Raw genomic sequence first — 26,355 nt, forward strand, 5'->3', positions numbered from 1 at the left:
AACCCGCTTGCCTTCCTCACCCCAGAACGCCTCCGGATCCGAAACAGACGCCGCATAACGCCGCTCATATCCCGACGCATCAACATGCGCCTTGCCAGACAATTCCGAAGACGGAGGATAGGTTTTGGAAGTTTCGGTTGGGGTCTGTTTGGTCATCAGAGGCTCCTCCCTGAGTGAAGCATTTCGTGGCTCGATCCTGGCCATATTTGTGGCCAAAAATCGGGTCCGTCCGTTGCGGTAAATATACCGTGATACGAAAATAATTAAACAAGTATCAGAAAAATAACAGTTTTACTGTAAATTATTTTCATAAGGGCGCACAAATCAGTAAAAATATTTGCCTGACCTTAAGGAAACCCCTGTGAAACAGCACTCTCTTGATTTTGCGTAGTTCAGTGAAAATTAAAGGTAGCGCAATCATTTGGACCGGGATGGTCCATCAAGGGGTGCGGCAAAATGTTTCAGTATGCTGTTGTATGCCGCTGACGCCCACTGATGGGCCGCTGCTCAGTGCGTTCAACCTAAGCCTGCGTCGCAGGTGATTCTCCCTCTGCGTTCTCTGCACAATCATCGCGACGTGTGTCGACATGGAAAAAATCAAGAGCCTTCTCGAAAACAATTGTCAAAACGGCTGCGAAGGGGGCTTTGGCGTGGTTTGAAAGCCGGGGAGGGGCGTCCTAGTCTTCGTGGATGTCCTCAGCGGTGAAGATACCGCCCTGGAACCGCACTTCCGGAGTATCCGGAGCGGGCCGCGCATTATTGGCATCAACCGTCGGCCTGTAGTCTTCAGAGTTGTCTTGCGGTTTCCAGCCCAGGTAACCGACTTTGGAGTTATCCCACCAGCCGGCGTCATTGTCAGACGCGCCGTAGATTACCGGGCATCCCAGCTTGGAGGTCGCAAAGGCCCGTTCGATCAGCCGAACGAAATCGTCTTGGCTTAGCCAGGTGGACAGCTGCCTGTGGTCGGAGGGTTCGGGCAAGCAGCTTCCGATGCGCACGATGGCGGTCTCGATCCCGAATTTGTCATGGTACATGTTGGCGAGCGCTTCGCCGAACACTTTGGACACGCCGTAAAGGCTGTCCGGCCGAGGGTAGACATCAGAATCAAGCCGCTCATTTTGCGGATAGTACCCGATTGCGTGGTTGGAACTGGCAAAGACGATCCGATTGCAGCCTTGTTTGCGCGCGGCTTCATAAAGGTTGAAAACGCCGTCAATATTGGCGGAGCTGATCACGTTCCAACTGTCCTCGATGGAGCGCCCACCAAGATGCACAATACCGTCACAGCCTTTGACGAGTGCCTCGACTGCGGCCTTGTCGCTGAGGTTGCAGGGCATCAATTCTTCATTCGGACCTGCTTTGCCCAGATCCGCGATGTCGGACAGGCGCAGCGTATCGGCCAGATACGCCAGTTTGCTGCGCAAGACAGATCCCAACCCTCCTGCCGCGCCGGTGATCAGTAGTCTTTTCATGGCATTGTCCTTCAATTATTTCCTACTGCCCGAAGGCCCGCAACGCAGATCGAAGTTTGCCTATACGGCTGCGTGGATGCCGCAATCCTTTAAACCTTATCCGGCAAAACGCTTTTGCGGCAGGCCGGTCGCGCCCAAATCGGTGATGGCGAACAGCCCGCCAGCCTGGGGTTGATCCGTACCTTCCGTCAGGTCTGCGCCGATCGAGGTAACAAAAAGGATGTCCAGATCCTTGCCACCGAACATCGGTTTGGTGGGCTTTTCAACCGGCATATCTATGGTCAGAAGTATCTTGCCCTCGGGAGAGATCCGATAGACCTGCCAGCCGCTGACGCCGGCCATCCAGTAACAGCCTTCGGAATCGACCGTGCCGCCATCGGGCCGACCGGCAACGTGGCGTGTGTCGAAGAACACGCGCGCCGGGCCGGGCGTTCCGGTCTGGGTATCGTAGTCGCAGGCCCAGATCGTACGGACCCGCGCATTGCTGTCGGAGAAATACATGGTTTGCCCATCGGGAGAAAAGGCAAGGCCGTTGGTGGTGTAAATACCGTCTTTCCAAGGATGCACGACGCGGTCTGCATCCAGACAATAAAACCGGCCCATCGGTTGCGGCGCGCCGCCGTCTTTCATCGAACCGGCCCAGAACCGGCCCTGCGCGTCGGTGGCACCGTCGTTGAACCGGTTATCTGGCAGATGTGCTTCGGGGTCAGAGATATGGTCGCGTCGTCCGCTTTCCGGGTCGTAAAGACAGAAGCCCGATTTGGTGGCCAGCACAAGCCCGCCTGCCTCCCGGACTGCCAGACAACCAACCGGTTCGCCAAATTCCTGCGCGGAATTTTTGCGCGTCACGGGGTCATAGCGGTGGATCAGCCCGGCGGAGATATCCACCCACCACAGCACCTGTGCGCGGTCGTCCCAGACGGCACCTTCGCCAATCATGCTGCGGCTGGAGACAACACATTCAATTTGCATGAAAAAGCCTCATTGTGAATACGGTCTTTGGCGAGCCACGCCGCCGGATAAGAAATCATCGTGCCGGACTGCCGAGGACACCTGGCGGTGTTCCCAGAAGTCTTTGATCTTTGCGTTCACCCAGAGATGGCATGCAATAGTTCCAAGGACAACTCAGGTTCTCAGCCGTGACCGGGCACCCTGCGAAATGCGCCCACCGCCACTATCCCCAACCGGCGTGCGGCCGGCGCTTGTCTTGACAATTTATCGCATCACGTTCTGCCGGGTGTGGACTCTACCCTCCCTTTGTCGACTATGATGAGGCCGACTTGCATTGGGACTGCGTCGACCGCTGAACGATGACGTGACTGACTTGCGCCTCTGCATATGCTGTGGGGGCGGGGCATGACCTGAAACATGTAACAAATAGAGGCTCCCTTGACCGACACCCGCATCGCCGACATTCGCGTCACGCCAATTGCCTTTTCCGATCCGCCGCTGCGCAACAACGCTGGCTGCCACCAGCCCTATGCGTTGCGTTCCATCATCGAGGTGGAGACGGAAGGCGGCATCGTGGGCTTGGGCGAGACGCATGCCGGCAAAGAGCTGCTGGACGGGATGACAGACCTCGCCCCGCGATTGATCGGAATGGATGTGACCGATCTCAACGGGTTGTGGGCACATGCGCGGCGTGCGCTTTGGCCGATGCCCGATCCTCGGGTACAACTGCGCGTGGTTGCCGGGATCGAGGTTGCGATGTGGGACGCGTATGGCAAGGCCACTGATCGGCGGGTCTGCGACCTGCTGGGCGGGCAAATGCGCAAGACCGCCCCATTCTCGGCCTATCTGTTTTACAAATTCGCCAAGCACGCAGGCAGCGACACCGCCGATATGTGGGGCGAGGTTGCCACGCCTGAACAATTGGTCAACGAGGCCCACACGCTTGTCGATCAACACGGGTTCCGGTCGTTCAAGGTCAAGGCCGGCGTTCTGCCGCCCGACGAAGAGATTGCCGGGCTGGAGGCCCTGCGCGAGGCGTTCCCGAATGCGCCGCTTCGGCTTGACCCGAATGGTGGCTGGCATCTGCATACCACGCTGGACCTGCTGCCCAGGCTTGACGGGCTGGTGCAGTATCTGGAGGATCCAACGCATGGCATTCCGGCCATGGCAACCGTACAGGCAGCAACGGAAATTCCGCTGGCCACAAGCATGTGCATTACCAGCGACGCAGATTTGCCCGAGGGGATTTCGCGCAAAGCCGCGCAAGTGATCCTGTCTGACCATCATTATTGGGGCGGGCTACAGGCGACGCGGGAATTGGCGCGGATCTGCGCGATCTGGGGTGTCGGGTTGTCGATGCATTCAAACTCGCATTTGGGTATCAGCCTGGCGGCGATGGCGCATCTTGCCGTGTCCTTGCCGCATCTGAGTTATGACTGCGACACGCATTACCCGTGGCAGACGGATGAGGTGATCGAGGGTGGAAAGCTGCGCTTTGACAAGGGAGCGCTGACGCTGCCCGAAGGGCCGGGGCTAGGGGTGACGCTGGACCGCGATGCCCTGAAACGGCTGCATCAGAACTATCTCGATTGCGGCTATACAGAGCGTGATGATGCAAGCGAGATGCGAAAACACCGTCCCGACTGGCAATACGCGCATCCGCGTTTCTAACCCCCCCGTTCGAAAAGGACCGACATGCCAACGGCTTGTGGGCGATACTTGCCGGAACGAAAGACGATACAAATGCAGCACATCACCTATGACGCCGTCAACGCGCATCTGTCCTGGCCGGATGCCATTCAGGCGTTGAAAGAGGGCCACAAAGCGCCAAAACCAGAGCTTGACGATATGTTCCTCGGCCCGTCAGACGCGACCTTGCTGAACAGGGGGGCCTATATCGAAGGCTTGGGTTATGGGGCGAAGGCGGTAACGGTCTTCGGTGCCAACGCACGGCGCGGCTTGCCGACAGTACAAGGCGCAATGTTCTTTTTTGCGCCCGAGGACGGTCAGCTGCGCGCCATCATCGAAAGCCGTCTTGTCACCGAATGGAAGACCGCAGCCGACAGCGTTCTGGGCGCGCGGCTTCTGGCCCGCCCGGACGCCAAGCGGTTGCTGATCGTGGGGGCCGGTACGGTCGCGGCCTCGCTGGTGCGCGCCTATTCCGACGGGTTTTCGGGATTGGACAGTATTCAGGTCTGGGCGCGCCGGGGCGAGCAGGCAGAGGCGCTGGTTGCGAAAATGCAGAAGGAAGGGTTTGGTGTCGAGGCGGTTCCGGACTTGCAGGCGGCGGCCGGGCAGGCCGACATCATCTCGACCGCCACGATGGCACGCGCGCCTGTATTGCTGGGCGATTGGATCGCGCCGGGCACACATGTCGATCTGATTGGGGCCTTCAAGGCGGATATGCGCGAGGCTGATGATGCGCTGATGCGCAAGGCAAGCGTCTTTGTCGATAATCGCGACACGACCCTGCACCATATCGGCGAGTTGATCATGCCGCTCGCCTCTGGCGCACTGGCCGAAAGCGATGTTCTGGGCGACTTCTATGATCTTGTGGGCGGCGCGCCGGGGCGTACGAATAGCGATCAGATCACCGTGTTCAAAAACGGCGGCGGCGCGCATCTTGACCTGATGATGGCACGCTATATCGCCTCGGTTGCCTGAGGCCGGATCAGAGCGGAATGTACTCCACCGGATCGCCCGCATCGCGCGCCGGATCATGCGGAGGACGCACCAACAACGCGTCTGACAGGCCCAGAACGGATAACAAGGAGCTGTCTTGCCGCTGGTCGGGCAGAATGCCGTTTTCTGTCAGCCGCGCCCGCATGTAATGTTCGCGCGGGCCGTTGGCAGGCTGGGATTGGGCCAGAACGGTTTGCTTGCGCAGGGCTTGCGCGCGGGGCAGGCCCAGCATGGCCCGGATCACCGGGGCCACGAAAACATGTCCGCAAACCATGGCCGAGACGGGATTGCCGGGCAGTCCGATCATCATCGCGCCGTTCAATGTCCCTGCCATCAGCGGTTTGCCGGGCCGCATCGCCACTTTGTAAAACGCGCGGTCCATGCCCAGGTCGCCCGCCACCTTGCCAACCAGATCGTGATCACCCACCGAGGCACCACCGATCGTCACCACCAGATCCGCGCCTTGGGCAAGATCAAAGGCAGTGCGCAACGAAGCCTCATCATCGCGGGCCAACGGTAACAGCCGCGGCCGGGCACCCAAATCGCGCAGCAGCGCATGCAGGCCGAACGTATTGGATGCGATGATCTGATCCGGGCCGGGGACTTCGCCGGGCATCACCAACTCATCGCCCGTGGACAGGATAGCCACCTCAGGTCGGCGGGTCACGGGCACCCGCGCCACATTCATCGAGGCCAGCAAGGCGACAAGCGCGGGCGTCAGACGAACGGGCGCGTCGATGGACTGCCCCACACGAAAGTCACCGCCTTCAGCGCGGATATGCGGCCCCTTGTCCAAGCCCTCTGTGACGGTGATGACATCGCCATCGCGCGTCACATCTTCCTGGATCACGATGCGGCTGGCACCTTGGGGGACGGGCGCGCCGGTGAAGATACGCACAGCCTCGCCCGGCCCAACCGAGCCGTCAAAGCGCGTTCCGGCCGCCGCTTCACCGATGACCTTAAACCGGTCGCCGGGGGCTGCCGCGACAACCGCATAGCCATCCATCGCAGAGGCCGAAAACGGCGGCTGATTGCGTGTCGCCGAAACGGCGCGCGCCAACACCCGACCGTTCGCCGCGATCAACGGGATCTCTTCAACGGGCAGTGTAGGGGTGCGCGAAAACAGCCGGTCGAGCGCGTCTGATACGGGAATCATGTCGCCTCAAAACGGCCGGATTTGCCGCCATCTTTCAGCACCACACGGATGCCGCCGATCTGCATCGTTTTGTCCACCGCCTTGGCCATGTCATAGATCGTCAGCGCAGCCGTGCTGACCGCGGTCAGGGCCTCCATCTCTACCCCTGTCTGGCCGGTGGTCTTGACCGTGGCCTCGATCCGCAGGCCGGGCAGATCCGCATCCGGCGTGATCTCGACCGCGACCTTGGTCACGGGCAGGGGATGGCACAGAGGGATCAGTTCGGGCGTTTTCTTGGCCCCCATGATGCCGGCCAGCCGGGCAACACCGATCACATCGCCTTTTTTGGCACGGCCTTCGGTGATGATGTCAAATGTTTCGCGGGCCATCAGAACATGGCCCTCGGCCACGGCCACACGCGCCGTCACAGCCTTGTCGGAGACATCAACCATATGGGCATCGCCCTTGGCGTCGAAATGCGTCAGGCCACTCATGCCGATACCGGATCTGACAGAAGCTGCCGGGTCGCGGTCGCCACATCCGCCTGCCGCATCAGGCTTTCGCCGATCAGGAAGGTGCGGGCCCCGTAGGAGGCCATATCGGCCAGATCGTCGCGCGTGTTCAGACCGGATTCAGAGATCAACAGGCGATTGTGCGGCACGCGTTTGGAAAGCGTGCGCGTTGTGTCCAGCGAGGTCTCGAAGGTCTTGAGGTTGCGGTTGTTCACCCCGATCAGCGCCGATTTCAGCCGCAGCGCGCGGTCCAGTTCCGGCCCGTCATGCACCTCGATCAGTGCATCCATACCCCAGTGATGCGCCGCGTCCTCCAACTCCGCCGCCTGGGCATCGGACACGCTGGCCATGATGATCAGGATGCAATCGGCGTGCAGCGCGCGGGCCTCGGCGACCTGATAGGTGTCATACATGAAATCCTTGCGCAGCGCGGGCAGCGACGTGGCGCTGCGGGCCTGGGTCAGGAAAGTCTTGGCCCCCTGAAAGCTGGGCGTGTCGGTCAGGACGGACAAGCAGGTGGCGCCGCCATCCTCATAGGCGCGGGCCAGCGTGGCGGGGTGGAAGTCCTCCCGGATCAACCCCTTGGAGGGCGAGGCTTTCTTGACCTCGGCGATCAGGCCATAGCCTGTCGCGGCCGCCTTGCGCAGCGCCTCGGCAAACGGGCGCACGGGCGGGGCTGCGCGGGCGGCGTCCTCGACCGCGCCAAGCGGCGTGGCAGCCTTGTCGGCGGCGACTTCCTCCAGCTTGTAGGCTTTGATCTTGTCGAGGATTGTCAGGGTCATGGCGTCGTCCAATTGATCTGTGTCTCGCCCCTTGCCTTAAGCCAGTCGTTGACTTGGGAAAAGGGGCGCGAGCCGAAAAAGCCGCGGTAAGCAGACAATGGCGAAGGATGGGCGCTGCCGAGGATAAGATGGTCGGGGCCTTCAATATGCCGGGCGTATTTCTGCGCCGGTCCCCCCCAAAGCAGAAAGGCGCGGGGGCGGTCCGACAATGCCGTCAGCACTTCCTTGTTCAACCTGTCCCAGCCAAGCTTCGCATGCCCCTTGGCCGCCCCTTCTGGCACCGTCAGCGCGGTGTTGAGCAAGAGAACGCCCTGATCGGCCCAGTCTGACAGGTTGGTCTGTGTTCGTGTGAGGTCCAGATCGTCATGCAACTCTTTGAAAATATTTCCAAGACTGTCCAGACGTCCGCCAAAGTCGTCGGGGATGGAAAAGGCCAGCCCGTCCGCCTTGCCGTTGGTGTGATAGGGATCCTGTCCGAGGATGACCACCTTGGTGTTGTCCGGCGAACATAGGTCCAACGCCCGGAAAACCTGCTGGTCCGGTGGATAAATCGGGCGGGTTTCGGCCTCCAGCCTAGTGACGATCCCCGGCAGGGTTTCGGAGAAGAAGGGCAGATGCGCCCATGCCTCTGGCACCGTCAAAGCCATCACGCGGCTTGGGTGATGCGGGCCAGCGCCTCGATCCGGGCTTTCGCGGCACCGCTGTCGATACTCTCGCAGGCCATGGCCACGCCTTCGCGCAGGTCGTTCGCCTTGCCAGCCACAACCAGCGCACCCGCCGCGTTCAGCAGCACCGCGTCGCGGTAGGCCGAGGGCGCACCGTCCAGCAGCGCGCGGAAGGCCGCGCCGTTTTCTTCGGGTGTGCCACCGATGATGTCCTCGAACGGATGCACGGGCAGGCCCGCATCCTCGGGATGCAGTTCCGATTCGCGGATCGTGCCGTCTTCTTCCAGCGCGGCCACCCAACTGACGCCGGCGATGGTCAGCTCGTCGGTGCCGTCAGAGCCATGCACCAGCCAGGCGCGTTCGGACCCCAGCTTGCCCAGCGTCTCCGCCATCGGGCGGATCAGATCGCGGGTGAAAGCCCCGGTCAACTGGCGTTTCACGTCTGCCGGGTTGGTCAGCGGCCCGAGAATGTTGAACATCGTGCGGGTGCCAAGCTCGGCCCGGACAGGGCCGACATGGGCCATGGCGGGGTGATGCATGGGTGCCATCATAAAGCAGATGCCTGCTTCTTTCAGGGCTTTTTCAACCGTTTCCACGCCGATCATCACGTTGATGCCCATCTGGCCCAACGCGTCCGCCGCGCCCGATTTCGACGACAGGTTGCGGTTGCCATGCTTGGCGACCACGACACCGGCACCGGCCACAACAAAGGCCGTCGCGGTCGATATGTTCAGCGTGCCCTTGCCGTCGCCCCCGGTGCCGACGATGTCTATTGCCCCTTCGGGCGCACGAACCTTGTGGCATTTGGCGCGCATGACGGCGGCGGCGGCGGCATATTCCTCGACCGTTTCGCCGCGTGTGCGCAGGGCCATCAGCAGCCCGCCGATCTGGGCCGGGGTGGCTTCGCCCTCGAACAGGATCTCGAAGGCCTGATGCGCCTCTGCGGCGGTCAGGGCGCGATCCGGGGCGGCCCCGATCAGGGGCTTGAGCGCATCACTCATGCGGGCACCTTCATTTCCTTCACGAAGTTTTGCAGCAGGGCGTGGCCATGTTCGGACGCGATCGATTCCGGGTGGAATTGCACGCCGTGGATTGGCAGGGTCTTGTGTTGCAGGCCCATGATGGTGCCATCCTCCAGCTCTGCCGTGATTTCCAACGCGTCGGGCAACGTGTCCCGGTCCACCACCAGCGAATGATAGCGCGTGGCGTCAAAGGGCGAGGGCAGGCCCGCGAACACGCCCTTGCCCGCATGTTGCATTGCACCCATCTTGCCATGCACGATCTCGTGGCAGCGCACGACCTGACCGCCAAACGCCTGCCCGATGGATTGGTGGCCAAGGCAAACCCCCATCAAAGGTGTGCGGGTTTCCGCCGCCGCCAGCACCATCGACAAGCAGATCCCCGCCTGATCAGGTGTTCCGGGGCCGGGAGACAGCAGGATGCCGGCCGGTTTCAGCGCCATGGCCTGCTGCACATCCAGCGCGTCGTTGCGCCAGACCTTCACATCCGCGCCCAATTCGCCCAGATAGTGGACGAGGTTATAAGTGAAGCTGTCGTAGTTATCGATGAGCATCAGCATGGGTCGATTTCCCTGTCTGGGGCTGGTGGCCGGGGCCTTGGTCGCGGTATACATGCTCTGGCTTGGCAGGCAGCGTCAAGGGCTTGGCACGTCGCAGGCACATGTGCGGCCATGAAGGACAACGAGAGGGCAGTAAAGTGGCAAAGGGTTTTCTCTCCGGAGCAGTGTTTGGCACCGTGACCGCCGTCGCCGGGGCAGGCGTCTTGTCGTTGGCTGTCGGAATGCCGCAATCGCAACGCCCAGAGGTTGTCGCCGTCGAGGTCCCTGCCGGGTCCGCCTTTGACGATGTCCGCGACGACCGTGCCGCCACGCGCCCTGCGTCAGAGACAAGTGGCCCGGCCGGAGAAGCCCCCCGGATCACTGCGCCGGTGCCGGATGATCTGGCGCGGCTTGCCGATGCCGACACGACGCCGGTGGCGGCACCTTCGCCGGATATGGGCGCGAATGCAATGCCCGCGCCTGATGCCGGGGTATCAAGCGGTGCTGTGACAGTGCAGTCCGAAACGCCGGCCCCGGTCGCCGTGGAGCCATCGGCCGCGCCCGCGACACCTGAGGCAGAGACGCGCCTGACGGTATCCACCGAACCCGCGGATCCTCCGGCACCACCGGTGGAGGAACGCCTGAACGGTCTTACCCCGCCTGATGACGCGCTTGATGATGACGTGTTCGTCCAAAGCATGCGGGCAGAGGCGGTCAGCGGTGGACCGGTGCCACAACCCTGGCGCCCGGACGCCGGTGTCGCGATGTTTGACGCGCCAGCTCAGCCCGCGCCACCTACGGCCGAGGATACCACGCCGCCGACGGCAATCGACACGCCCCCGGCAGCCACGGTCAGCGGCCTTTCCGAGCCATCTGCCCCGGCACCGTTCGTGATTCAGAACGATCCTGGGTTGGCGCAGGATAGAGCCGATGATGCGCCGGCTGGCCGTGACATGTCTGATGCGAGGGATGCAACCGATGGCTCCCGGTCCGAAGCTGAAGAGCCTGCGGATGCGCCCGTCCTGACGGACACGCCGGAAGTCGCTGGCGCCGAAAAAAGACAATCATCAGAAATTGTTACTGCCGAAGGAGAGACTGCTCGATCTGTTCCCGATGATGGCAACGAACAGCCCGCAGACCGGGAGAGCACTGCTGACACTGTAGCGCCGGCAACTGGTGGCGGTGGCGATGTCGGGCCTGGTTCCGACGATGGTGCGGATGCGGGGTCTGACGAAGCGGATGACATGGACTCTGTCGAAGCGACCCCGACGGCTGACAGCGGCCCATCGGATGAACCGCCGGCAATCACGATGTCGGACGCACAGCAAGGCGAGGGGCCAGAGCCAGCCGATGCAGATCGCGATGAGGCCAGCGCAGACACCGGCGCTGAGGCAAATGTGAACCTGGGTGCTGATGAGCCGAGCATGGCACCTCCAGAGGAAATGATTGCTGAGAGCGCCCCCGTGATTGGCAGTCAGCCAGTCCAAACCACTGCGCCCGACGCAAGCGCAGAGTTTCCCGGCAACGCGGTGGCTCTGGCGGAACTGTCGCCGCTTGAACGTTTCGGCGCTCCCTTCCAACCTGCGGGCGAAAAGCCATTGTTGTCGGTGATCCTGATCGATGATGGAACAGGCCCGCTTGGGCCGGACGCAATTGACGGTTTTCCCTTTGCGGTGACCTTTGCACTTGATGCCGCCAGCCCCGATGCGCGGCAGCGGATGACGCTTTACCGAGAAAAGGGCTACGAGGTGATGGCGCTTGCCGATCTGCCGCAAGAGGCTGGCGTCAATGCGGCAGAGGACGCCCTGGACGCGCTGTTGAATGATCTCCCGGAAGTGGTGGCCGTGCTTGAGGGCGATCAGGCCGGCCTTCAGGGGGCGCGGGCAATTTCTGATCAGGTGACGCGGACAGTCCTGCAAAGCGGTCACGGGCTGGTCATGCGGCCCAATGGCCAGAACTCTGCGCAAACGCTCGCCGCGCAACAGGGCGTGCCCGCCGCAACAGCGTTTCGGGATCTTGACGGGCAGGGACAGGGCCAGACCGTGATCCGAAGGTTCCTTGATCAGGCGACGACGCGGGCAACCTCGCGCGCAGGCCGGGAACAGCCGATCATTCTGCTTGGTCGCCTGCGTGCGGAAACGCTGGCATCGCTGATGCTCTGGGGGATGCAAGACCAGACCAAGGATGCCGTCGACATCGTACCGATTTCGTCTTTTCTGTTGCAGCAGGCTGACTGACACTTAGTCGCCAATGGCGATTTTTTGCGCGGTTTTCCACCAAGACAGCGCTTTTCCCGTCCTTTTATGCGCAACACAAGGCGGCCCGGTCAGCTTTGCTGACCGGGCCGCCGGGCGACGCCGAAGGCGGCGCAATCGATGCCCTAAAATGAACGATCGGATCAGAGGTTGCCGGACCCGGTAAAGCGCGCGGCATCTTCCGCAGCCATGCGAATGGCGTTGGATTTATGCACGGTCTCCTGATACTCGGCTTCCGGGTCGCTGTCATAGACCACACCGCCACCGGCCTGAATATACAGCTTTTCGTCTTTCACCACGGCCGTGCGCAGCGCAATGCACATATCCATATCGCCGCCCGCGCTGAAATAGCCGACACCGCCGCCGTAGACGCCGCGCTTTTCCGGCTCCAGCTCGTCGATGATCTCCATCGCGCGCACTTTCGGCGCGCCGGAAACGGTGCCCGCAGGCAACCCGGCCAACAGCGCCGACAACGCGTCGTGGTCGTCGTCCAATTCACCTACAACGTTCGAGACGATATGCATGACGTGGCTGTAGCGTTCGATGATGAATTGCTCGGTGGGCGTCACGGTGCCGATCTTTGACACGCGACCGGTATCGTTGCGTCCCAGATCCAGCAACATCAGATGCTCGGCCAGTTCCTTCTTGTCGGCCAGAAGATCGGCCTCCAACGCCTTGTCCTCGGCGGGGGTGGCACCGCGTTTGCGCGTGCCTGCAATCGGGCGGATTGTCACTTCCCGACCAAAGACCCGCACAAGGATTTCCGGCGACGCGCCGATCACCTGAAAATCGCCGAAGTTGAAATAGAACATGAAGGGCGACGGATTCGTGCGACGCAGCGACCGGTAAAGCGAGAAGGGCGGAAGCGGGAAATCCTGCGTCCAGCGTTGCGCGGGCACGACCTGAAAAATATCGCCTGCGCGGATGTAATCCTTGGCCTTTTCGACTGCAGCCTTATAGGCATCCTTGGTGAAATTCGACACCGGATCGGCCGTCTGCCCAGCCTCGCCAAGATCGCGGCTGGCCTGCGGCATGGCACGCTCCAGATCGCGCACCGCGTCCATCACGCGCTCTGCGGCCTGCGCATAAGCCGCGCGTGCCGACAGGCCTTCACGGGTCCAGGCGGGGGCCACGACCGTGACCTCGCCCTTGACGCCATCCAGAACCGCAACGACAGAGGGACGCATCAACAGCGCATCGGGCAGGCCCAACGTGTCCGGATTGACGTTCGGCAAATGCTCCACCAGCCGGATCATATCGTACCCGAGATAGCCGAACAGTCCGGCCGCTGCCTGTGGAAGGTCGGCGGGCAGGTCTATCCGGCTTTCGGCGATCAGCGCGCGCAGCGTGTCCAGCGGATGGCCGTCCAGCGGGGTAAAGCTCTCGCGGTCGAAGCGTGCCTGCCGGTTGATGCTGCTCTGTTCGCCGTCGCAGCGCCAGATCAGGTCAGGCTTCATGCCGATCATCGAATAGCGGCCACGCACCTCGCCGCCAGTCACCGATTCCAGCATGAACGCGTCCCGCGCCGCGCCTGTCAGCTTCAGCATCAGCGATACCGGCGTGTCCAGATCAGCCGCCAGACGGGCATGCACAATCTGGTTTTGCCCGGCATCATAGGCGCGGGCAAAAGTTTCAAAGTCGGGGGTCAGTTGCACCATTCTCGAACCTTACTGGAATTGCGCGTGAACCGCGTTGATCGCTTGCTGGTTCAGTTCCAGCCCGATGCGCGACTGGATGTCCGTCGCCATGGCGCGGAACAGATCCTGCGAGATTGACGCCCCGGCCTGCTCGCGCAACGTTGTCACCAGTTCCTGCGCATCGGTGCTGTCGCTATCGGCGGCCGAGATTTGGTCCAGACGCACCAGCAGCACGTTGTTCGATGCCGTCACGGCGCGCGCTTCGCCCGGTGCCATGTCGAACACCGCCAGCAGTACCTCTGGCGGCACACCGCCTGCAAAATCGCCGCGTGTCGCGCCAGCCTCGGATCTGGGGTCAAGCCCGAGGGTCTCAAAAGTGCTGTCCCCGGCCAATTGTCCGGCCATCTCTTCGGCTTTTGCGGCCAGCGTTTCCGTCCGGGTTTGCGTCAGCCAATCCTCTGCGACCTGATCTCGGACCTCGTCAAACGGCTGGGCCTGAGCTGCAATATCGGAATCAAGCCGCATGGCGTAAATGCCGCCATCGCCCAGCAGGTCCATTTCCGGGAAGTCGTCGGCGCTGAGCGCGGTCGCGGCGCTGCGGAACGCTTCGTATCCGGTGATTTCATCCTCGGCCTGTCCGCGCCACTCGACTTGGCCAAGCTGCATATCGGTCGCCTCTGCGATCTGTTCCAGCGTTTCGCCGCCAGCCAGTCGGTCATCCAGATCCTGCATTTGGGCTTCGATCGCACGGCGGGCATTGTCCAGCGCAAGATCGTCACGCAATGCGGCTTGTGCATCCTCAAAAGAGGTCACCTGCGCGGGCAGAACGCCGTTCACACGAAACAGGGCCGGACCAAGGTTGGAGGCGAAGGGGCCGACGATATCACCAACCTCAGCGCCAAACACGGCCTCGCCAGCAGTGCCCAGTTCGTTCTGAGCCACATCGCCCATATCGACATCGGCCAGTGCCAGGCCCCGGTTCTCTACCAGTGTTTCGAATTGCGTGGTGCCCGCATCCAGACTGTCGCGCGCGGCTTGTGCGGCGGCGTCATCGGCAAAGACCAGACGCTCGGTCAGGCGACGTTCTGGCTGGTTGAATTCCGCATCGCGACGCTCATAGGAGGCGCGCAGATCGTCTTCGGACACCTCGACGCTGTCGATGATCATCTCGGGGGTCAGCCAAGCATAGGTGATCGCCTTGGCTGCGGCTTCGGTGTAAAGCGCGATATTCTCGTCATACCAGGTCTTCAGATCCTCCTCGGATGGGTCTGGCAGATCGGTGGCCAGCAGCGCAGGATCGACCTGCGCCCAAGTAAAATCACGGGTCTCGCCGGCATAGGCGACAATCGCGTCGGCATAGGCGTCAGGGATCGTGTTGCCGGACAGCACTGCGGCTTGCAGCATGGTGCGGGCGGTCTCATCGCGCAGTTGTTCTTCGAACTGCGCCTCTGTCAGCCCGGCATTCTGAATGGCAAAGCGGTAGGCTTCGCGGTCAAAACTGCCATCAGCACCCTGAAACGCTGAAATCTCGCGCAATTGCCGCGCCACGATTTCGTCGCTGACAGAAATGCCAAGCCGCGACGTTTCGGCATCCAGCGCGCGTTCTGTTACCAGTCGTGACAGCACGGCGCGGTCCACACCCGCCGCCTGGGCATCGGCAAAGGTCAAGGCAGAGCCGCGTTCAGCCTCAATCGCGCGGATTTCGTTTTGCAGCGCGCGCGCATAGGTGTTGACGTCGATTTCCTTGTCACCGACAGAGCCGACCGATCGCACGGTGCCGCTGAAATTGATCGCGCCAAAGCCCATGAGGCCGACGATCAGCAGACCCATCAGGATCCAGACCAGCGTTTTTCCGACGCTCTTCACCGGTGAAGCCATGATTTTCCCTTGCCTGTTCGTGCCGTGTCAGTTGATGCGGTGTCTTTTAAGCGGTCCGGCCGCTGCTGCGGATGTCTACGCTGCACCGCCGGTTGGGGCAAGGGGCAGCGAAAGCGTCTCCAGCCGTTCGAAAAGCGTCGCGATCCCGGCCGCATCGACATTGGCGAAGGCCACGCGAATATGCCGCGCGCCAGTGGCATCATCGCGCGGCGTGAACATCGTGGCGGGCAGGGCGAGGACATGCGCCTGACGCACGAGAAGCGGTGCAAGCGCGTCGGCGGACATGGCGAAAGGATGTTCCAGATACGCGAAATAGGCACCGACACCGCGCAGGTGCCAGCCCTGCGGCTCCAGCCGCGGAAAGCCGGTTTCAATCGCCGCGCGCCGGGACAGGATCTCGGCCCGTTCGCCCGCCAGCCATTGCGTGAGGTTCTGCAATCCCCAAAGGGCGGCACGCTGACCAAGTTGCGACGGGCAGATTGTGACCGCGTCGATGAATTTTTCGACCTCTTCCAGACGCTCGGGCGAGGTCATCACCGCCCCCACGCGATGGCCGGTCAAACGAAAGGACTTGGAAAAGGAATAGAGCACAATGACCGTGTCGGCCCAGTCCGGATCATGCAGAAGGTCATGCGGCGCGCCACTGCGGCTGTCGAAATCGCGGTAGGTCTCGTCAAGGATCAGCTGGATTCCGGCGTCGCGCGCCAGATCGCGAAAGGCGTGGATCACCTCGGCCGGATACTCGACCCCTGTGGGGTTGTTTGGGCTGACCAACGCAATCGCCCGCGTGCGGGGCGTGATCAGTGCGGCGGCGGCTTGCGGGTCGGGGACAAGATCCGGCCCGGTGGAAAGCGGCACCGCCCGCACGCCCGACATATCCAGCCACATCTTGTGATTGAAATACCACGGCACCGGCAGGATCACCTCGTCGCCTTCACCGCAAAGCGAGGCGATGATGGCCGCGAAGGCCTGATTGCAGCCAGAGGTGATGCCCACCTGTTCCGGCAGAACGGTGCCGCCGTACCAGTCCGACCAGCGCGCCGCCAGTTCCGAGCGCAAGGCAGGCAAGCCCAGGTCGGGACCGTAAAGATGGGTGGCCGTGTCCTCCAGCGCTTCGGCCATCGCGCGGCGTAGCGCTTGCGGCGGCGGGGCCACGGGGGCTGCCTGGCTGACATTGATCAGCGGGCGATCGGCTGGAAAGCTGACCCCGTTGAGCCATGCCCGCGCCGCCATGATCGGCGGGCGAAAGGTGGCGGCGGTGCGTGGCGTCGTCATCGACCATCCCTGTGGTTAACGGCGTTTGCGGACAACAAGGCTTCCGCGTTGTTCGAAGCTTGCATGTTACCCGCGATGCATAGCCTTAATCCGTGCCGCGATAAGGTTCCACATATTGCAGGGCCATGTCCCAGGGGAAGAAGATCCAGGTGTCCTGACTGACCTCGGTGATAAAGCTGTCGACCTGCGGGCGGCCCTGCGGCTTGGCGTAAACGGTGGCGATATGCGCCTTTGGCATATGCTGGCGCACGACTTCCAGCGTGCGGCCTGTATCGACCAGATCATCCACCACCAGCACACCGGTGCCGTCGCCGATCAGATCCATGTCGGGCGACTTGATGACCTGCGGCTTGCTTTGCGTTTGGTGGTTGTAGCTTTTGATGCTGATCGTGTCGACGGTGCGGATGTCCAACTCGCGTGCGACGATCATCGCGGGGGCCATGCCGCCGCGCGTGATTGCCACCACGGCGCGCCACCCCCCGTCCGCAGGGCCGTTGCCATCCAGTCGCCATGCCAGCGCGCGGGCATCGCGGTGAAGCTGGTCCCAGCTGACGTGAAACCCTTTTTCATGCGGCAGTTGGTTGGTCATTAAGAACTCCTGATTAGCGGCTGAGCAGCAGGCGCAGGCCAAGCAGGCCCATGACACCGGCCGCGATACGGTCGAAAATGAATTTGGCGCACAGGTAGCCTGCGCTGATGCGGCGGGTGCTGAGCAGCATGACAAGGACAGACCCTACCAGAAACTCCACGCCGAGGTGATTGAGCACAATCAGTCCCTTATCCCCGACGCTAAGCCCGGCGGGAAAGATCACCACCAGCACGGCTGCGGAAAACAGCACCGATTTGGGGTTGGACAGATTGACCAACATGCCGCCCAGAAACGCTCGGGCAGGCGGGGTGGGGGCGTCGCCCAACGGATTGCGCGCATGCCGCCATGTCTTCCAGGCGATATGGATGAGGTAGAATGCCCCCACGATCTTGCAGGCCGTATAGGCCCAGGGCACGATCTGAAAAACGGCGTCCAGTCCCAGCAGCGCCAGCAGGGTCCATGTCGCCGCCATGACCCCCAGACCCCAGGCGGTGAACAGCCCCACGCGTCTGCCATGGGCCAGCGTGTTGCGAATGATATACAGCATCGCGGGGCCGGGACTGGCGATTGCCGCCAGCAGGGTCACGTTGAAGGCGATCACATGGGCGAGGTCCATCGCGCCCTAGCCCTTGGTGATGTCAGGCGCATCCACGGCCTTCATGCCCACGACATGATAGCCGGCATCCACATGATGCGTCTCGCCGGTCACGCCTGCGCCCAGATCTGACAGCAGATACAGCGCCGAGTTGCCGACATCCTGAATGGTCACGTTGCGGCGCAGGGGCGAGTTATACTCGTTCCATTTCATGATGTAGCGGAAATCTCCGATGCCGGAGGCCGCCAGCGTCTTGATCGGGCCGGCAGAGATCGCGTTGACACGGATATTGTCCTTGCCCAGATCCTCGGCCAGATAACGGACCGATGCCTCAAGCGCGGCCTTGGCCACGCCCATGACATTGTAATGCGGCATCACGCGTTCGGCCCCGTAATAGGTCAGCGTCAGGCAGGAGCCGCCGGTTTTCATCATCTTCTCGGCGCGTTTCACCACCGAGGTGAAAGAATAGACGGAGATGTCCATTGTCATCGCAAAGTTGTCGCGGCTGGTGTCCACATAACGCCCGCGCAGCTCTGTCTTGTCGGAAAAACCGATGGCGTGGACGATGAAGTCCATATTGTCCCAATGCTCTTGCAGACCGTCGAAAAGCGCATCCACCGATGCCTCGTCGCCGACATCGCAGGGCAGGACAATATCGCTACCCAAAGACGCCGCCAGCGGATCGACGCGTTTCTTCAGTGCTTCACCCTGATAGGAAAAGGCAAGCTCTGCGCCGGCATCGCCAAGCGCCTTTGCGATACCCCATGCGATTGACTTGTCATTGGCCAATCCCATGATCAAACCGCGCTTGCCGGCCATTAGTTGATTAGACATAAGGATCCCTTCGCCCGAAACTTCTTGCAAAACCGTTTAGGGGATAGGCCGGTTGTCGGCAAGCCTCGGGCCGCGTATGGCAGCTTTGGTGTATCATAGACGTGCTTATTGACACCTACCTGCGACCGAAAGGATTCCCATGACCGACCGTAGTGGCATCTTCGCCGGAGACGACCCTTTTGTAATTGCGCAATCCTGGCTGGACGAGGCCAGAACGCAGGAAATCAATGACCCGGATGCCATGGCGCTGGCGACCGTGGATGTGAACGGGCTGCCCAACGTCCGCATGGTCCTGCTGAAAGAGATCGAGGCGGCGGCCTTTGTCTTCTACACCAATTACGAAAGCGCCAAGGCCCGTGAGATCACCGATACGGGCAAGGCGGCCTTTGTCATGCATTGGAAATCCCTGCGCCGACAGGTCCGTGTGCGTGGGCTGGTCACGCGCGAAGACGGGCCGCAAGCGGATGTCTATTATAAATCCCGATCGCTCAAAAGCCGCCTTGGTGCCTGGGCATCGCAGCAATCGCGCCCACTGGACAGTCGCGCGACCCTGATGGCCGAGGTTGCCAAGGTCACTGCGCGCAAAGGCACCAATCCGGACCGCCCGCCATTCTGGGGCGGCTTCCGGATCGCGCCGCTGGAGATCGAGTTCTGGGCTGACGGGGCGTTTCGTCTGCATGATCGGTTTCGCTGGCATCGCAGCGACGTCTTGGATGCATGGCAGGTCGTTCGGCTCAACCCCTGACGCGGATTCGCGACAACTCTGCCAAGCTTTGAAACGCTTGCAGTTCGCGTCACATGAACTGCAATTAGGCCGGTTATTCTAGGTTTTTTGGTTGCATTGATCAAGCCTGTGTCGCAAGACGTATGTGGGGACAAGGAATGGTTATTAACTTGGAAATGGATATGGCACCCGGCGAATATGTGCAGGGGAAGGTCAAGTGGTTCGATCCGGCAAAGGGATTCGGCTTCGTTATTGCTGACGAAGGTGGTCCGGACATACTGCTGCATGCAAACGTGCTTCGCAATTTCGGGCAAAGCTCCGTTGCGGATGGTGCGCGCGTGGAAATCGCCGTGCAGCGCACGGATCGCGGTGTGCAGGCGACCGAAGTTCTGGGGATCGTTCCGCCACTTGGTGCCGAAGGATTGCCGCTTGCCGATTTCGAGGAGATCGACCCGGAAATCATCGCGAATGCGCCGCTTTTGCCCGCGCGGGTCAAATGGTTCGACAAGGCGAAAGGCTTTGGTTTTGCGAATGTCTTCGCGCGGCCCGAGGATGTCTTTATACATGTCGAGGTGCTGAGACGATCCGGCCTGTCCGACCTTCAGCCGGGCGAGGCGCTGGCAATCCGCATGATCGATGGCAAACGTGGTTTGATGGCGACGGAGGTTTGTTCTTGGGAAACCGCAGTTTAGGTCTGGCCCTGGTTTTTACGATTGCCGCAGGGCAGGCTGGGGCTGCATGCCGTGATGATCGCGTATCGTTGCGCGGTGACTGGGGCAGCGCACAGTTCTCTGTCGAAGTTGCCGATGATGGCCAAGAGCGTGCGAAAGGCCTGATGCACCGTTCGGAGATGCCCAAGAGCGCGGGCATGCTGTTTGTCTATGACACGCCGCGATCGGTTGCCTTCTGGATGCGCAACACGCTTATCCCATTGGACATGATTTTTGCGGATGCCAGCGGCGTGGTGCAAAAAGTGCATTCCAACGCCGTTCCCCTTGACGAGTCCGCGATTCCCGGTGGCGACAACATCCAGTATGTCCTGGAAATCAATGGCGGACTGGCAGACGCGATGGGCATCACATCGGGCAGTCAAATGCAGCATCCGGCCGTTGGAGCGGCGGCTGCGTGGCGCTGCGACCGATAAATATCAACTTCCTGCCGAAATGCGTCAGAATCGGCTTTTCAATCGCGGCAGTCACGTCTATTGAGGCCGCTGTTCGGGGCGTAGCGCAGCCTGGTAGCGCGACGGTTTTGGGTACCGTAGGTCGCAAGTTCGAATCTTGCCGTCCCGACCACTTTCCCAGGTTTTCAAACAATTCTGTATGAAGTGATCCTGCCCCAGGCCGGTCGTTTTGTTCTGTTCAATGTCACGAATAGGATGCTTAACGGCGGTTCTTTGGGGATCGGCGTTTCGGGAACCATAATCATCTGTTGATTGTCTGCGCGGACCATCGCGACCACCACATATATGTAGGGTTGCGATTTCTTCGCTACATCTCGACCATTCGTGAGGCGGGGACATGGCCGCATTGTTCCGACGGTCTGCCGTGTTCTTTGCGCCACGCCATGCGGGAGCGGCACGGCGCGATTTTAAATTAATATACGTTAACAAAACCTAAACGATGGATGAGTGTAATTCATTAAGTATCTATAACTAAATAGAAAAATACCCTTATAGGGGGTGTTTTGCTTGTGGATATGTCTGGGGGCGACTCGTCGTGTTCGACGCGAAGATGCGTCAACCCAAAAGAAGCCATGAAAAGGCCAATAAATCCGTTGACGGGCTATGCCTAAATACGTCAGATAGTGTAAGTCAGTCGTTGAGCCACAATATGTAGTGGCGGGCAGGCGGGATCAGAAGGCGAAAGCGCCTTGATCGGGACACATGAAACGAACAGCGCGACAGGTTTTCGATTACGCGCCGTTTTCACCGTCCCCTGACCCGGAAAACGGCACAGGTGCCCGGCAAACGGGCGCAAAAATGAAAACGCTGGTAATGGGGCAGCCTGATATGAAGATCGAAAGACAATTCACTCGCGCCGGACAAGATGCTTATGCAGGCATTGATTTCGTCAGCACGACCTCGGAGATCCGCAATCCCGACGGCACCGTGGTCTTCCACCTCGACGAGATCGAGGTTCCCGCGAAGTGGAGCCAGGTTGCCAGCGATGTGATCGCGCAAAAGTACTTTCGCAAGGCCGGCGTCCCAACCCGTCTGAAGAAGGTCAAGGAAAAGGGCGTACCCGAGTTCCTTTGGCGCTCTGTTCCGGCCAAGGACGGCGTGGAGAAAACCGGCGAGACCTCGTCCAAGCAGGTGTTTGACCGTTTGGCCGGTGCCTGGGCCTATTGGGGCTGGAAGGGTGGCTATTTCACCACCGAGGCCGACGCCCAGGCCTATTACGACGAAATGCGCCACATGCTGGCCACGCAGCGCGCCGCCCCCAACAGCCCGCAATGGTTCAACACCGGCCTGCATTGGGCCTACGGCATCGACGGTCCGGGCCAGGGCCATTACTATGTTGACCACGAAACCGGCGATCTGACCAAATCCACCTCCGCCTATGAGCATCCACAGCCCCATGCGTGCTTCATCCAGTCGGTCAAGGATGATCTGGTCAGCGAAGGCGGCATCATGGATCTTTGGGTGCGTGAGGCGCGCCTGTTCAAATACGGTTCCGGCACGGGCACCAACTTTTCCTCGCTGCGCGCCGCGCAAGAGCCGCTGTCTGGCGGTGGCAAGTCGTCCGGCCTGATGGGCTTTCTGAAAATCGGTGACCGCGCTGCCGGCGCGATCAAGTCGGGCGGCACCACGCGCCGCGCCGCCAAGATGGTGATCTGCGATGCCGATCACCCCGATATCGAAGAGTTCGTGAACTGGAAGGTCAAGGAAGAGCAGAAGGTCGCCAGCATCGTTGCCGGATCCAAGATGCACGAGCAGATGCTGAACGGTCTGTTCGCCGCGATCAAGGCATGGGACGGAGCCGAGGCCGACGCTTATGATCCCAAGGTCAACGACGCGCTGAAAACCGCCGTGCGCGCCGCCAAGAAGGTCTCGATCCCAGAGACATACATCAAGCGCGTGCTGGATTACGCGCGGCAGGGCTATGGCTCGATCGAGTTTCCGACCTATGACACCGATTGGGACAGCGAAGCCTATGCCTCTGTCTCGGGCCAGAATTCCAACAACTCTGTCCGCGTGACCGATGCCTTCCTGAAGGCCGTGAAGGATGATGCCGACTGGGAACTGATCCGCCGCACGGATGGATCTGTCGCGAAAACCGTCAAGGCGCGCGCCCTGTGGGAAGATATTGGCCACGCCGCTTGGGCATGTGCCGATCCGGGCATCCAGTATCACGACACCGTCAACGACTGGCACACATGCCCCGAAGACGGCGCGATCCGCGGGTCGAACCCGTGTTCCGAATACATGTTCCTGGATGACACGGCGTGTAACCTTGCGTCGATGAACCTGCTGACCTTTCTCAAGGACGGCGTGGTCCAGTCCGAGGACTACATGCATGCCACGCGCCTTTGGACCCTGACGCTGGAAATCTCGGTGATGATGGCGCAATTCCCGTCCAAGGAAATCGCGCAGCTGTCCTATGACTTCCGGACGCTGGGTCTGGGCTATGCCAATATTGGCGGGCTGCTGATGAACATGGGCTTTGGCTACGATTCAGACGAGGGCCGGGCGCTGTGCGGCGCGCTGACCGCGATCATGACCGGCGTGTCCTATGCGACCAGCGCCGAGATTGCGGGCGAGTTGGGCACCTTCTCTGGTTACGAGCGGAATGCCGATCACATGCTGCGGGTCATCCGCAACCATCGCAATGCGGCTTACGGCAAGACCTCGGGCTATGAGGCGCTTGCGACCAAGCCTGTTGCGCTGGACCATGCAAACTGCCCCGATGCCACGCTGATCGAGTTGGCGCAATCCAGCTGGGACGAGGCGCTGCGCCTTGGTGAAAAGCACGGCTACCGCAACGCGCAAGTGTCTGTAATTGCGCCGACCGGTACAATCGGTCTGGTGATGGATTGCGACACGACCGGGATCGAGCCGGACTTTGCCCTGGTCAAGTTCAAGAAGCTCGCTGGTGGCGGTTATTTCAAGATCATCAACCAGTCAGTGCCAGCCGCGCTTGAAAAGCTGGGCTATTCCTCCAGCCAGATCGCCGAGATGGTGGCCTATGCTGTCGGTCACGGGTCCTTGGGCAACGCACCGGGGATCACCCATACCGCATTGATTGGCCACGGTTTTGGCGAGACAGAGATCCAGAAGGTTGAAAGCGCTCTGGCCGCAGCCTTTGACATCCGGTTCGTGTTCAACCAATGGACGCTGGGCGAAGAATTCTGCCGCGAAACGCTGGGCATTCCGGCGGAAAAGCTGACCGATCCCACATTCGATCTGCTGCGGCATCTGGGCTTCACACGCGCCGACATCGACGCGGCAAACGATCATGTCTGCGGGACAATGACACTGGAAGGCGCGCCATTCCTGCGCAAAGAGCATTACTCGGTCTTCGACTGTGCCAATGCCTGCGGAAAGAAAGGCAAGCGTTTCCTGTCGGTCGACAGCCACATCTACATGATGGCGGCGGCGCAAAGCTTCATCTCGGGTGCGATTTCCAAGACGATCAACATGCCCAATGACGCCACGATCGAGGATTGCCAGAAGGCGTATGAGCTGAGCTGGTCGCTGGGTGTGAAAGCCAACGCGCTCTATCGCGACGGGTCCAAACTAAGCCAGCCGCTGGCATCCGCGCTGGTCGAGGATGACGAGGACGCAGCGGAGGTGCTGGAAAGCGGGTCCCAGCATGAAAAGGCAACGGTGCTGGCTGAAAAGATCGTCGAGAAGATCATCATCAAGGAGGTTGCGCAGCAGCAGCGCGCCAAGATGCCCGACCGTCGTAAAGGCTATACCCAGAAGGCGATTATCGGGGGTCACAAGGTCTATCTGCGCACCGGCGAACATACCGACGGCACGCTGGGCGAGATATTCATCGACATGCACAAGGAAGGGGCGGGCTTCCGCGCGATGATGAACAACTTCGCCATCGCCGTGTCCGTCGGCCTTCAATACGGTGTGCCGCTGGAAGAGTTCGTCGATGCCTTCACATTCACCAAGTTCGAACCGGCGGGCATGGTGCAGGGCAATGACAGCATCAAGAACGCGACCTCGATCCTGGATTACATCTTCCGCGAATTGGCCGTGTCCTATCTGGACCGCACCGATCTGGCGCATGTCAAACCCGAAGGTGCGTCTTTTGACGACCTAGGCCGCGGCGTAGAAGAGGGTGTGTCCAACATCAAGGAGATGTCCGAAACGGCAGCTTCCCGTTCGCTGCAAGTGCTCAAGCAGATCAGCTCGACCGGCTACTTGCGCAAGCGTCTGCCGCAGGAACTGGTGGTATTGCAGGGCGGTGCGTCGCTTTCCGGGCTTGCGACGTCCGGAGCGGTCGAAGCATTCGTGCCCGAAGTGGCGGCAATGACTGGCGGCGGCGGTGGCTCTACCGCAGTGTCCTCCGGCACGGTCGGGATGGACCAGCGCGTGAAGGCAAAAATGCAGGGCTATGAGGGCGAAGCCTGCGGCGAATGCGGCAACTACACGCTGGTCCGCAACGGCACCTGCATGAAGTGCAACACCTGCGGCGGCACGTCGGGCTGTAGCTAAGAAATTGAAGGCTGGGGATGGTGTGGTAGCACCGTCCCCAGCCTGCCACCTGCTTATTCAGTGTGGGCAGATGGCGAAATTAATCGGCCTTACGGTCGACGATAGATAAACAACACGGCCGATTTGAGTTTTCAATGACGCACTGAGTTACCCACAGACTTGCCACCAACAATAGCTCACGGTCTGTGGATAAGGAGGCAAATACATGCCTGATAAGAGAGACTACTGGACCCAGCGGCGTCCCGATGGGAAATGGGAATCAAAGCGTGAGGGCGCGTCGCGCGCATCAGCGGTCACTGAAACCCAAGCTGAAGCGTGGGAGAAATCTAAGGATTTTGCACGCGACCGTAGCGGTGAAGCGTATCTGAAGGGTCGTGATGGCCTAATTCGGGAGCGAAATACCTACGGGCACGATCCGGAGAACTCAAAGGGATAGCAATCAGAGCAGCTGCGCTTGCTCTGCGCTTTGGACAGGTCGCAGGCAGAAAGCAAACCGAGCGGTGAACCAACCGAACCTGTTCCAGAGAACCTACAGGGTGCCCTTGCGGCACCCTTTTTTCAAACCACCGGCGGCACCTATCCACGAGTCGAATGTCGTAGTTGGGCAGAGATCAACTGTCGTGACATGTTGCTTGCAGGAAGCTGCGAAATGATAACTGTCCACCGGACGTTTTTACGTCGGTCGTTCTTCTGTCCCGTCTGCCTGAAGCCAGCCCCGGTCGACAGCCGTCCTGAATGTAGTTCATCGCACGCGCCGCGATCGTCTGGTTCCGGCTGTGTTTCAAGGATGCTGTTCCGTCTTTCACGTTAACGAACCTGACCCGGCGATGCAGATTGCCGGGATGGTTGCTTGGTCAAATCCTGGTGTATTCTGGCCTTCCTCGATTGCCATTCTTGAATACGCGACGTCGTCTCCCCAGATCGTTGTCTGATGTGCTTGACGATGGGGTCGTCAGAAATTGAATCCACATCAGGGTCTGGCAGAAGCAGGCAATCATCCTGAACGCCCAGTCATGAGCCCGAGGCGGTAGCCATGTCGCCGACAATAGTGGAGGATGTGATCATGTTTGACGCAAAGAACCTCCCACTGAACGATGATGTGAATTTGGTGGCGCAGGCACCGGTTGTGTAATCGCAGAA

General features: G+C 60.8%; 22 protein-coding genes and 1 tRNA gene. 9 read left to right on the forward strand and 14 right to left on the reverse strand.

Annotated elements, in window-relative coordinates:
* Nucleotides 1-677: 677 nt before the first annotated feature.
* The gene (locus ACN0WV_RS13185; RefSeq protein ID WP_417606370.1) at nucleotides 678-1,472 is read right to left on the reverse strand and encodes an NAD-dependent epimerase/dehydratase family protein; all 795 of its coding nucleotides are present in this window, start codon (nucleotides 1,470-1,472) and stop codon (nucleotides 678-680) included.
* 96 nt (nucleotides 1,473-1,568) lie between these two features.
* Nucleotides 1,569-2,444 carry an SMP-30/gluconolactonase/LRE family protein gene (locus ACN0WV_RS13190; protein ID WP_417606372.1) on the reverse strand — a complete coding sequence of 292 codons (876 nt, stop codon included), beginning with the start codon at nucleotides 2,442-2,444 and terminating at the stop codon, nucleotides 1,569-1,571.
* Nucleotides 2,445-2,861: 417 nt separating this feature from the next.
* On the opposite strand from ACN0WV_RS13190, the gene ACN0WV_RS13195 reads away from it, so the two are divergent.
* Nucleotides 2,862-4,094 (forward strand): enolase C-terminal domain-like protein, encoded by a 1,233-nt coding sequence (locus ACN0WV_RS13195; RefSeq protein ID WP_084353477.1) that lies wholly within the window; start codon nucleotides 2,862-2,864, stop codon nucleotides 4,092-4,094.
* Between the two features lie 72 nt (nucleotides 4,095-4,166).
* Nucleotides 4,167-5,087, forward strand: a complete 921-nt coding sequence (locus ACN0WV_RS13200) for an ornithine cyclodeaminase family protein (RefSeq protein WP_417606374.1) — start codon at nucleotides 4,167-4,169, stop codon at nucleotides 5,085-5,087.
* Between the two features lie 7 nt (nucleotides 5,088-5,094).
* On the opposite strand, the gene ACN0WV_RS13205 is transcribed toward ACN0WV_RS13200, so the two are convergent.
* From ACN0WV_RS13205 to ACN0WV_RS13230, 6 genes are read right to left on the reverse strand one after another with little or no spacing between them, the layout of a single operon-like run.
* Nucleotides 5,095-6,261 (reverse strand): molybdopterin molybdotransferase MoeA, encoded by a 1,167-nt coding sequence (locus ACN0WV_RS13205; protein WP_417606376.1) that lies wholly within the window; start codon nucleotides 6,259-6,261, stop codon nucleotides 5,095-5,097.
* Nucleotides 6,258-6,734: a cyclic pyranopterin monophosphate synthase MoaC gene (moaC, locus tag ACN0WV_RS13210; protein WP_417606378.1), complete on the reverse strand. Its 477-nt coding sequence runs from the start codon at nucleotides 6,732-6,734 to the stop codon at nucleotides 6,258-6,260. The genes ACN0WV_RS13205 and moaC overlap by 4 nt, the downstream gene beginning before the upstream one ends.
* Nucleotides 6,731-7,534, reverse strand: coding sequence for an indole-3-glycerol phosphate synthase TrpC (gene trpC / locus ACN0WV_RS13215; RefSeq protein ID WP_417606380.1), 804 nt, complete (start codon nucleotides 7,532-7,534; stop codon nucleotides 6,731-6,733). The genes moaC and trpC overlap by 4 nt, the downstream gene beginning before the upstream one ends.
* Entirely contained in the window at nucleotides 7,531-8,181 is a 651-nt protein-coding gene (locus ACN0WV_RS13220) for a uracil-DNA glycosylase (RefSeq protein WP_417606382.1), read from the reverse strand. Before ACN0WV_RS13220 ends, trpC begins: the two co-directional genes overlap by 4 nt.
* Nucleotides 8,181-9,200, reverse strand: a complete 1,020-nt coding sequence (trpD, locus tag ACN0WV_RS13225; protein ID WP_417606383.1) for an anthranilate phosphoribosyltransferase — start codon at nucleotides 9,198-9,200, stop codon at nucleotides 8,181-8,183. Before trpD ends, ACN0WV_RS13220 begins: the two co-directional genes overlap by 1 nt.
* Entirely contained in the window at nucleotides 9,197-9,778 is a 582-nt protein-coding gene (locus ACN0WV_RS13230; RefSeq protein ID WP_084353471.1) for an anthranilate synthase component II, read from the reverse strand. The genes trpD and ACN0WV_RS13230 overlap by 4 nt, the downstream gene beginning before the upstream one ends.
* A gap of 137 nt (nucleotides 9,779-9,915) precedes the next feature.
* On the opposite strand from ACN0WV_RS13230, the gene ACN0WV_RS13235 reads away from it, so the two are divergent.
* On the forward strand, nucleotides 9,916-11,994 hold the full coding sequence (locus tag ACN0WV_RS13235; protein WP_417606385.1) for a divergent polysaccharide deacetylase family protein: 2,079 nt from the start codon (nucleotides 9,916-9,918) through the stop codon (nucleotides 11,992-11,994).
* 161 nt (nucleotides 11,995-12,155) lie between these two features.
* Here ACN0WV_RS13235 and trpE read toward each other — a convergent pair whose 3' ends face one another.
* The 6 genes from trpE to fabI form a co-directional block, all read right to left on the reverse strand.
* Complete coding sequence (gene trpE, locus ACN0WV_RS13240; RefSeq protein WP_417606495.1) at nucleotides 12,156-13,667, reverse strand: anthranilate synthase component I; 1,512 nt, start codon at nucleotides 13,665-13,667, stop codon at nucleotides 12,156-12,158.
* A 12-nt stretch (nucleotides 13,668-13,679) separates the two neighbouring features.
* Nucleotides 13,680-15,527, reverse strand: coding sequence for a peptidylprolyl isomerase (locus tag ACN0WV_RS13245; RefSeq protein ID WP_417606387.1), 1,848 nt, complete (start codon nucleotides 15,525-15,527; stop codon nucleotides 13,680-13,682).
* A gap of 75 nt (nucleotides 15,528-15,602) precedes the next feature.
* A complete protein-coding gene (locus tag ACN0WV_RS13250) occupies nucleotides 15,603-16,802 on the reverse strand; it encodes an aminotransferase (protein WP_417606389.1) in 1,200 nt (399 codons plus the stop codon).
* An 85-nt stretch (nucleotides 16,803-16,887) separates the two neighbouring features.
* Entirely contained in the window at nucleotides 16,888-17,391 is a 504-nt protein-coding gene (gene gpt / locus ACN0WV_RS13255) for a xanthine phosphoribosyltransferase (RefSeq protein ID WP_084353467.1), read from the reverse strand.
* 13 nt (nucleotides 17,392-17,404) lie between these two features.
* The gene (locus tag ACN0WV_RS13260; RefSeq protein WP_417606391.1) at nucleotides 17,405-18,007 is read right to left on the reverse strand and encodes a LysE family translocator; all 603 of its coding nucleotides are present in this window, start codon (nucleotides 18,005-18,007) and stop codon (nucleotides 17,405-17,407) included.
* A gap of 6 nt (nucleotides 18,008-18,013) precedes the next feature.
* Nucleotides 18,014-18,820: an enoyl-ACP reductase FabI gene (fabI, locus tag ACN0WV_RS13265; RefSeq protein WP_417606393.1), complete on the reverse strand. Its 807-nt coding sequence runs from the start codon at nucleotides 18,818-18,820 to the stop codon at nucleotides 18,014-18,016.
* Nucleotides 18,821-18,959: 139 nt separating this feature from the next.
* Between fabI and pdxH the strand changes: the two genes are divergently transcribed.
* From pdxH to ACN0WV_RS13295, 6 genes are all read left to right on the forward strand, one after another.
* Nucleotides 18,960-19,565: a pyridoxamine 5'-phosphate oxidase gene (gene pdxH / locus ACN0WV_RS13270; RefSeq protein WP_084353464.1), complete on the forward strand. Its 606-nt coding sequence runs from the start codon at nucleotides 18,960-18,962 to the stop codon at nucleotides 19,563-19,565.
* A 137-nt stretch (nucleotides 19,566-19,702) separates the two neighbouring features.
* Nucleotides 19,703-20,236: a cold-shock protein gene (locus ACN0WV_RS13275; RefSeq protein ID WP_235866629.1), complete on the forward strand. Its 534-nt coding sequence runs from the start codon at nucleotides 19,703-19,705 to the stop codon at nucleotides 20,234-20,236.
* A 68-nt stretch (nucleotides 20,237-20,304) separates the two neighbouring features.
* Nucleotides 20,305-20,688, forward strand: coding sequence for a DUF192 domain-containing protein (locus tag ACN0WV_RS13280; RefSeq protein ID WP_417606497.1), 384 nt, complete (start codon nucleotides 20,305-20,307; stop codon nucleotides 20,686-20,688).
* A 74-nt stretch (nucleotides 20,689-20,762) separates the two neighbouring features.
* Nucleotides 20,763-20,839 (forward strand) — tRNA-Pro (locus ACN0WV_RS13285).
* 716 nt (nucleotides 20,840-21,555) lie between these two features.
* Nucleotides 21,556-25,215, forward strand: coding sequence for a vitamin B12-dependent ribonucleotide reductase (locus ACN0WV_RS13290; RefSeq protein ID WP_417606498.1), 3,660 nt, complete (start codon nucleotides 21,556-21,558; stop codon nucleotides 25,213-25,215).
* A gap of 205 nt (nucleotides 25,216-25,420) precedes the next feature.
* Entirely contained in the window at nucleotides 25,421-25,651 is a 231-nt protein-coding gene (locus tag ACN0WV_RS13295; protein WP_417606395.1) for a DUF2188 domain-containing protein, read from the forward strand.
* The last annotated feature ends 704 nt before the right edge of the window (nucleotides 25,652-26,355 follow it).

The organism is Primorskyibacter flagellatus, from assembly GCF_048268605.1.
Lineage (GTDB): Bacteria > Pseudomonadota > Alphaproteobacteria > Rhodobacterales > Rhodobacteraceae > Primorskyibacter > Primorskyibacter flagellatus.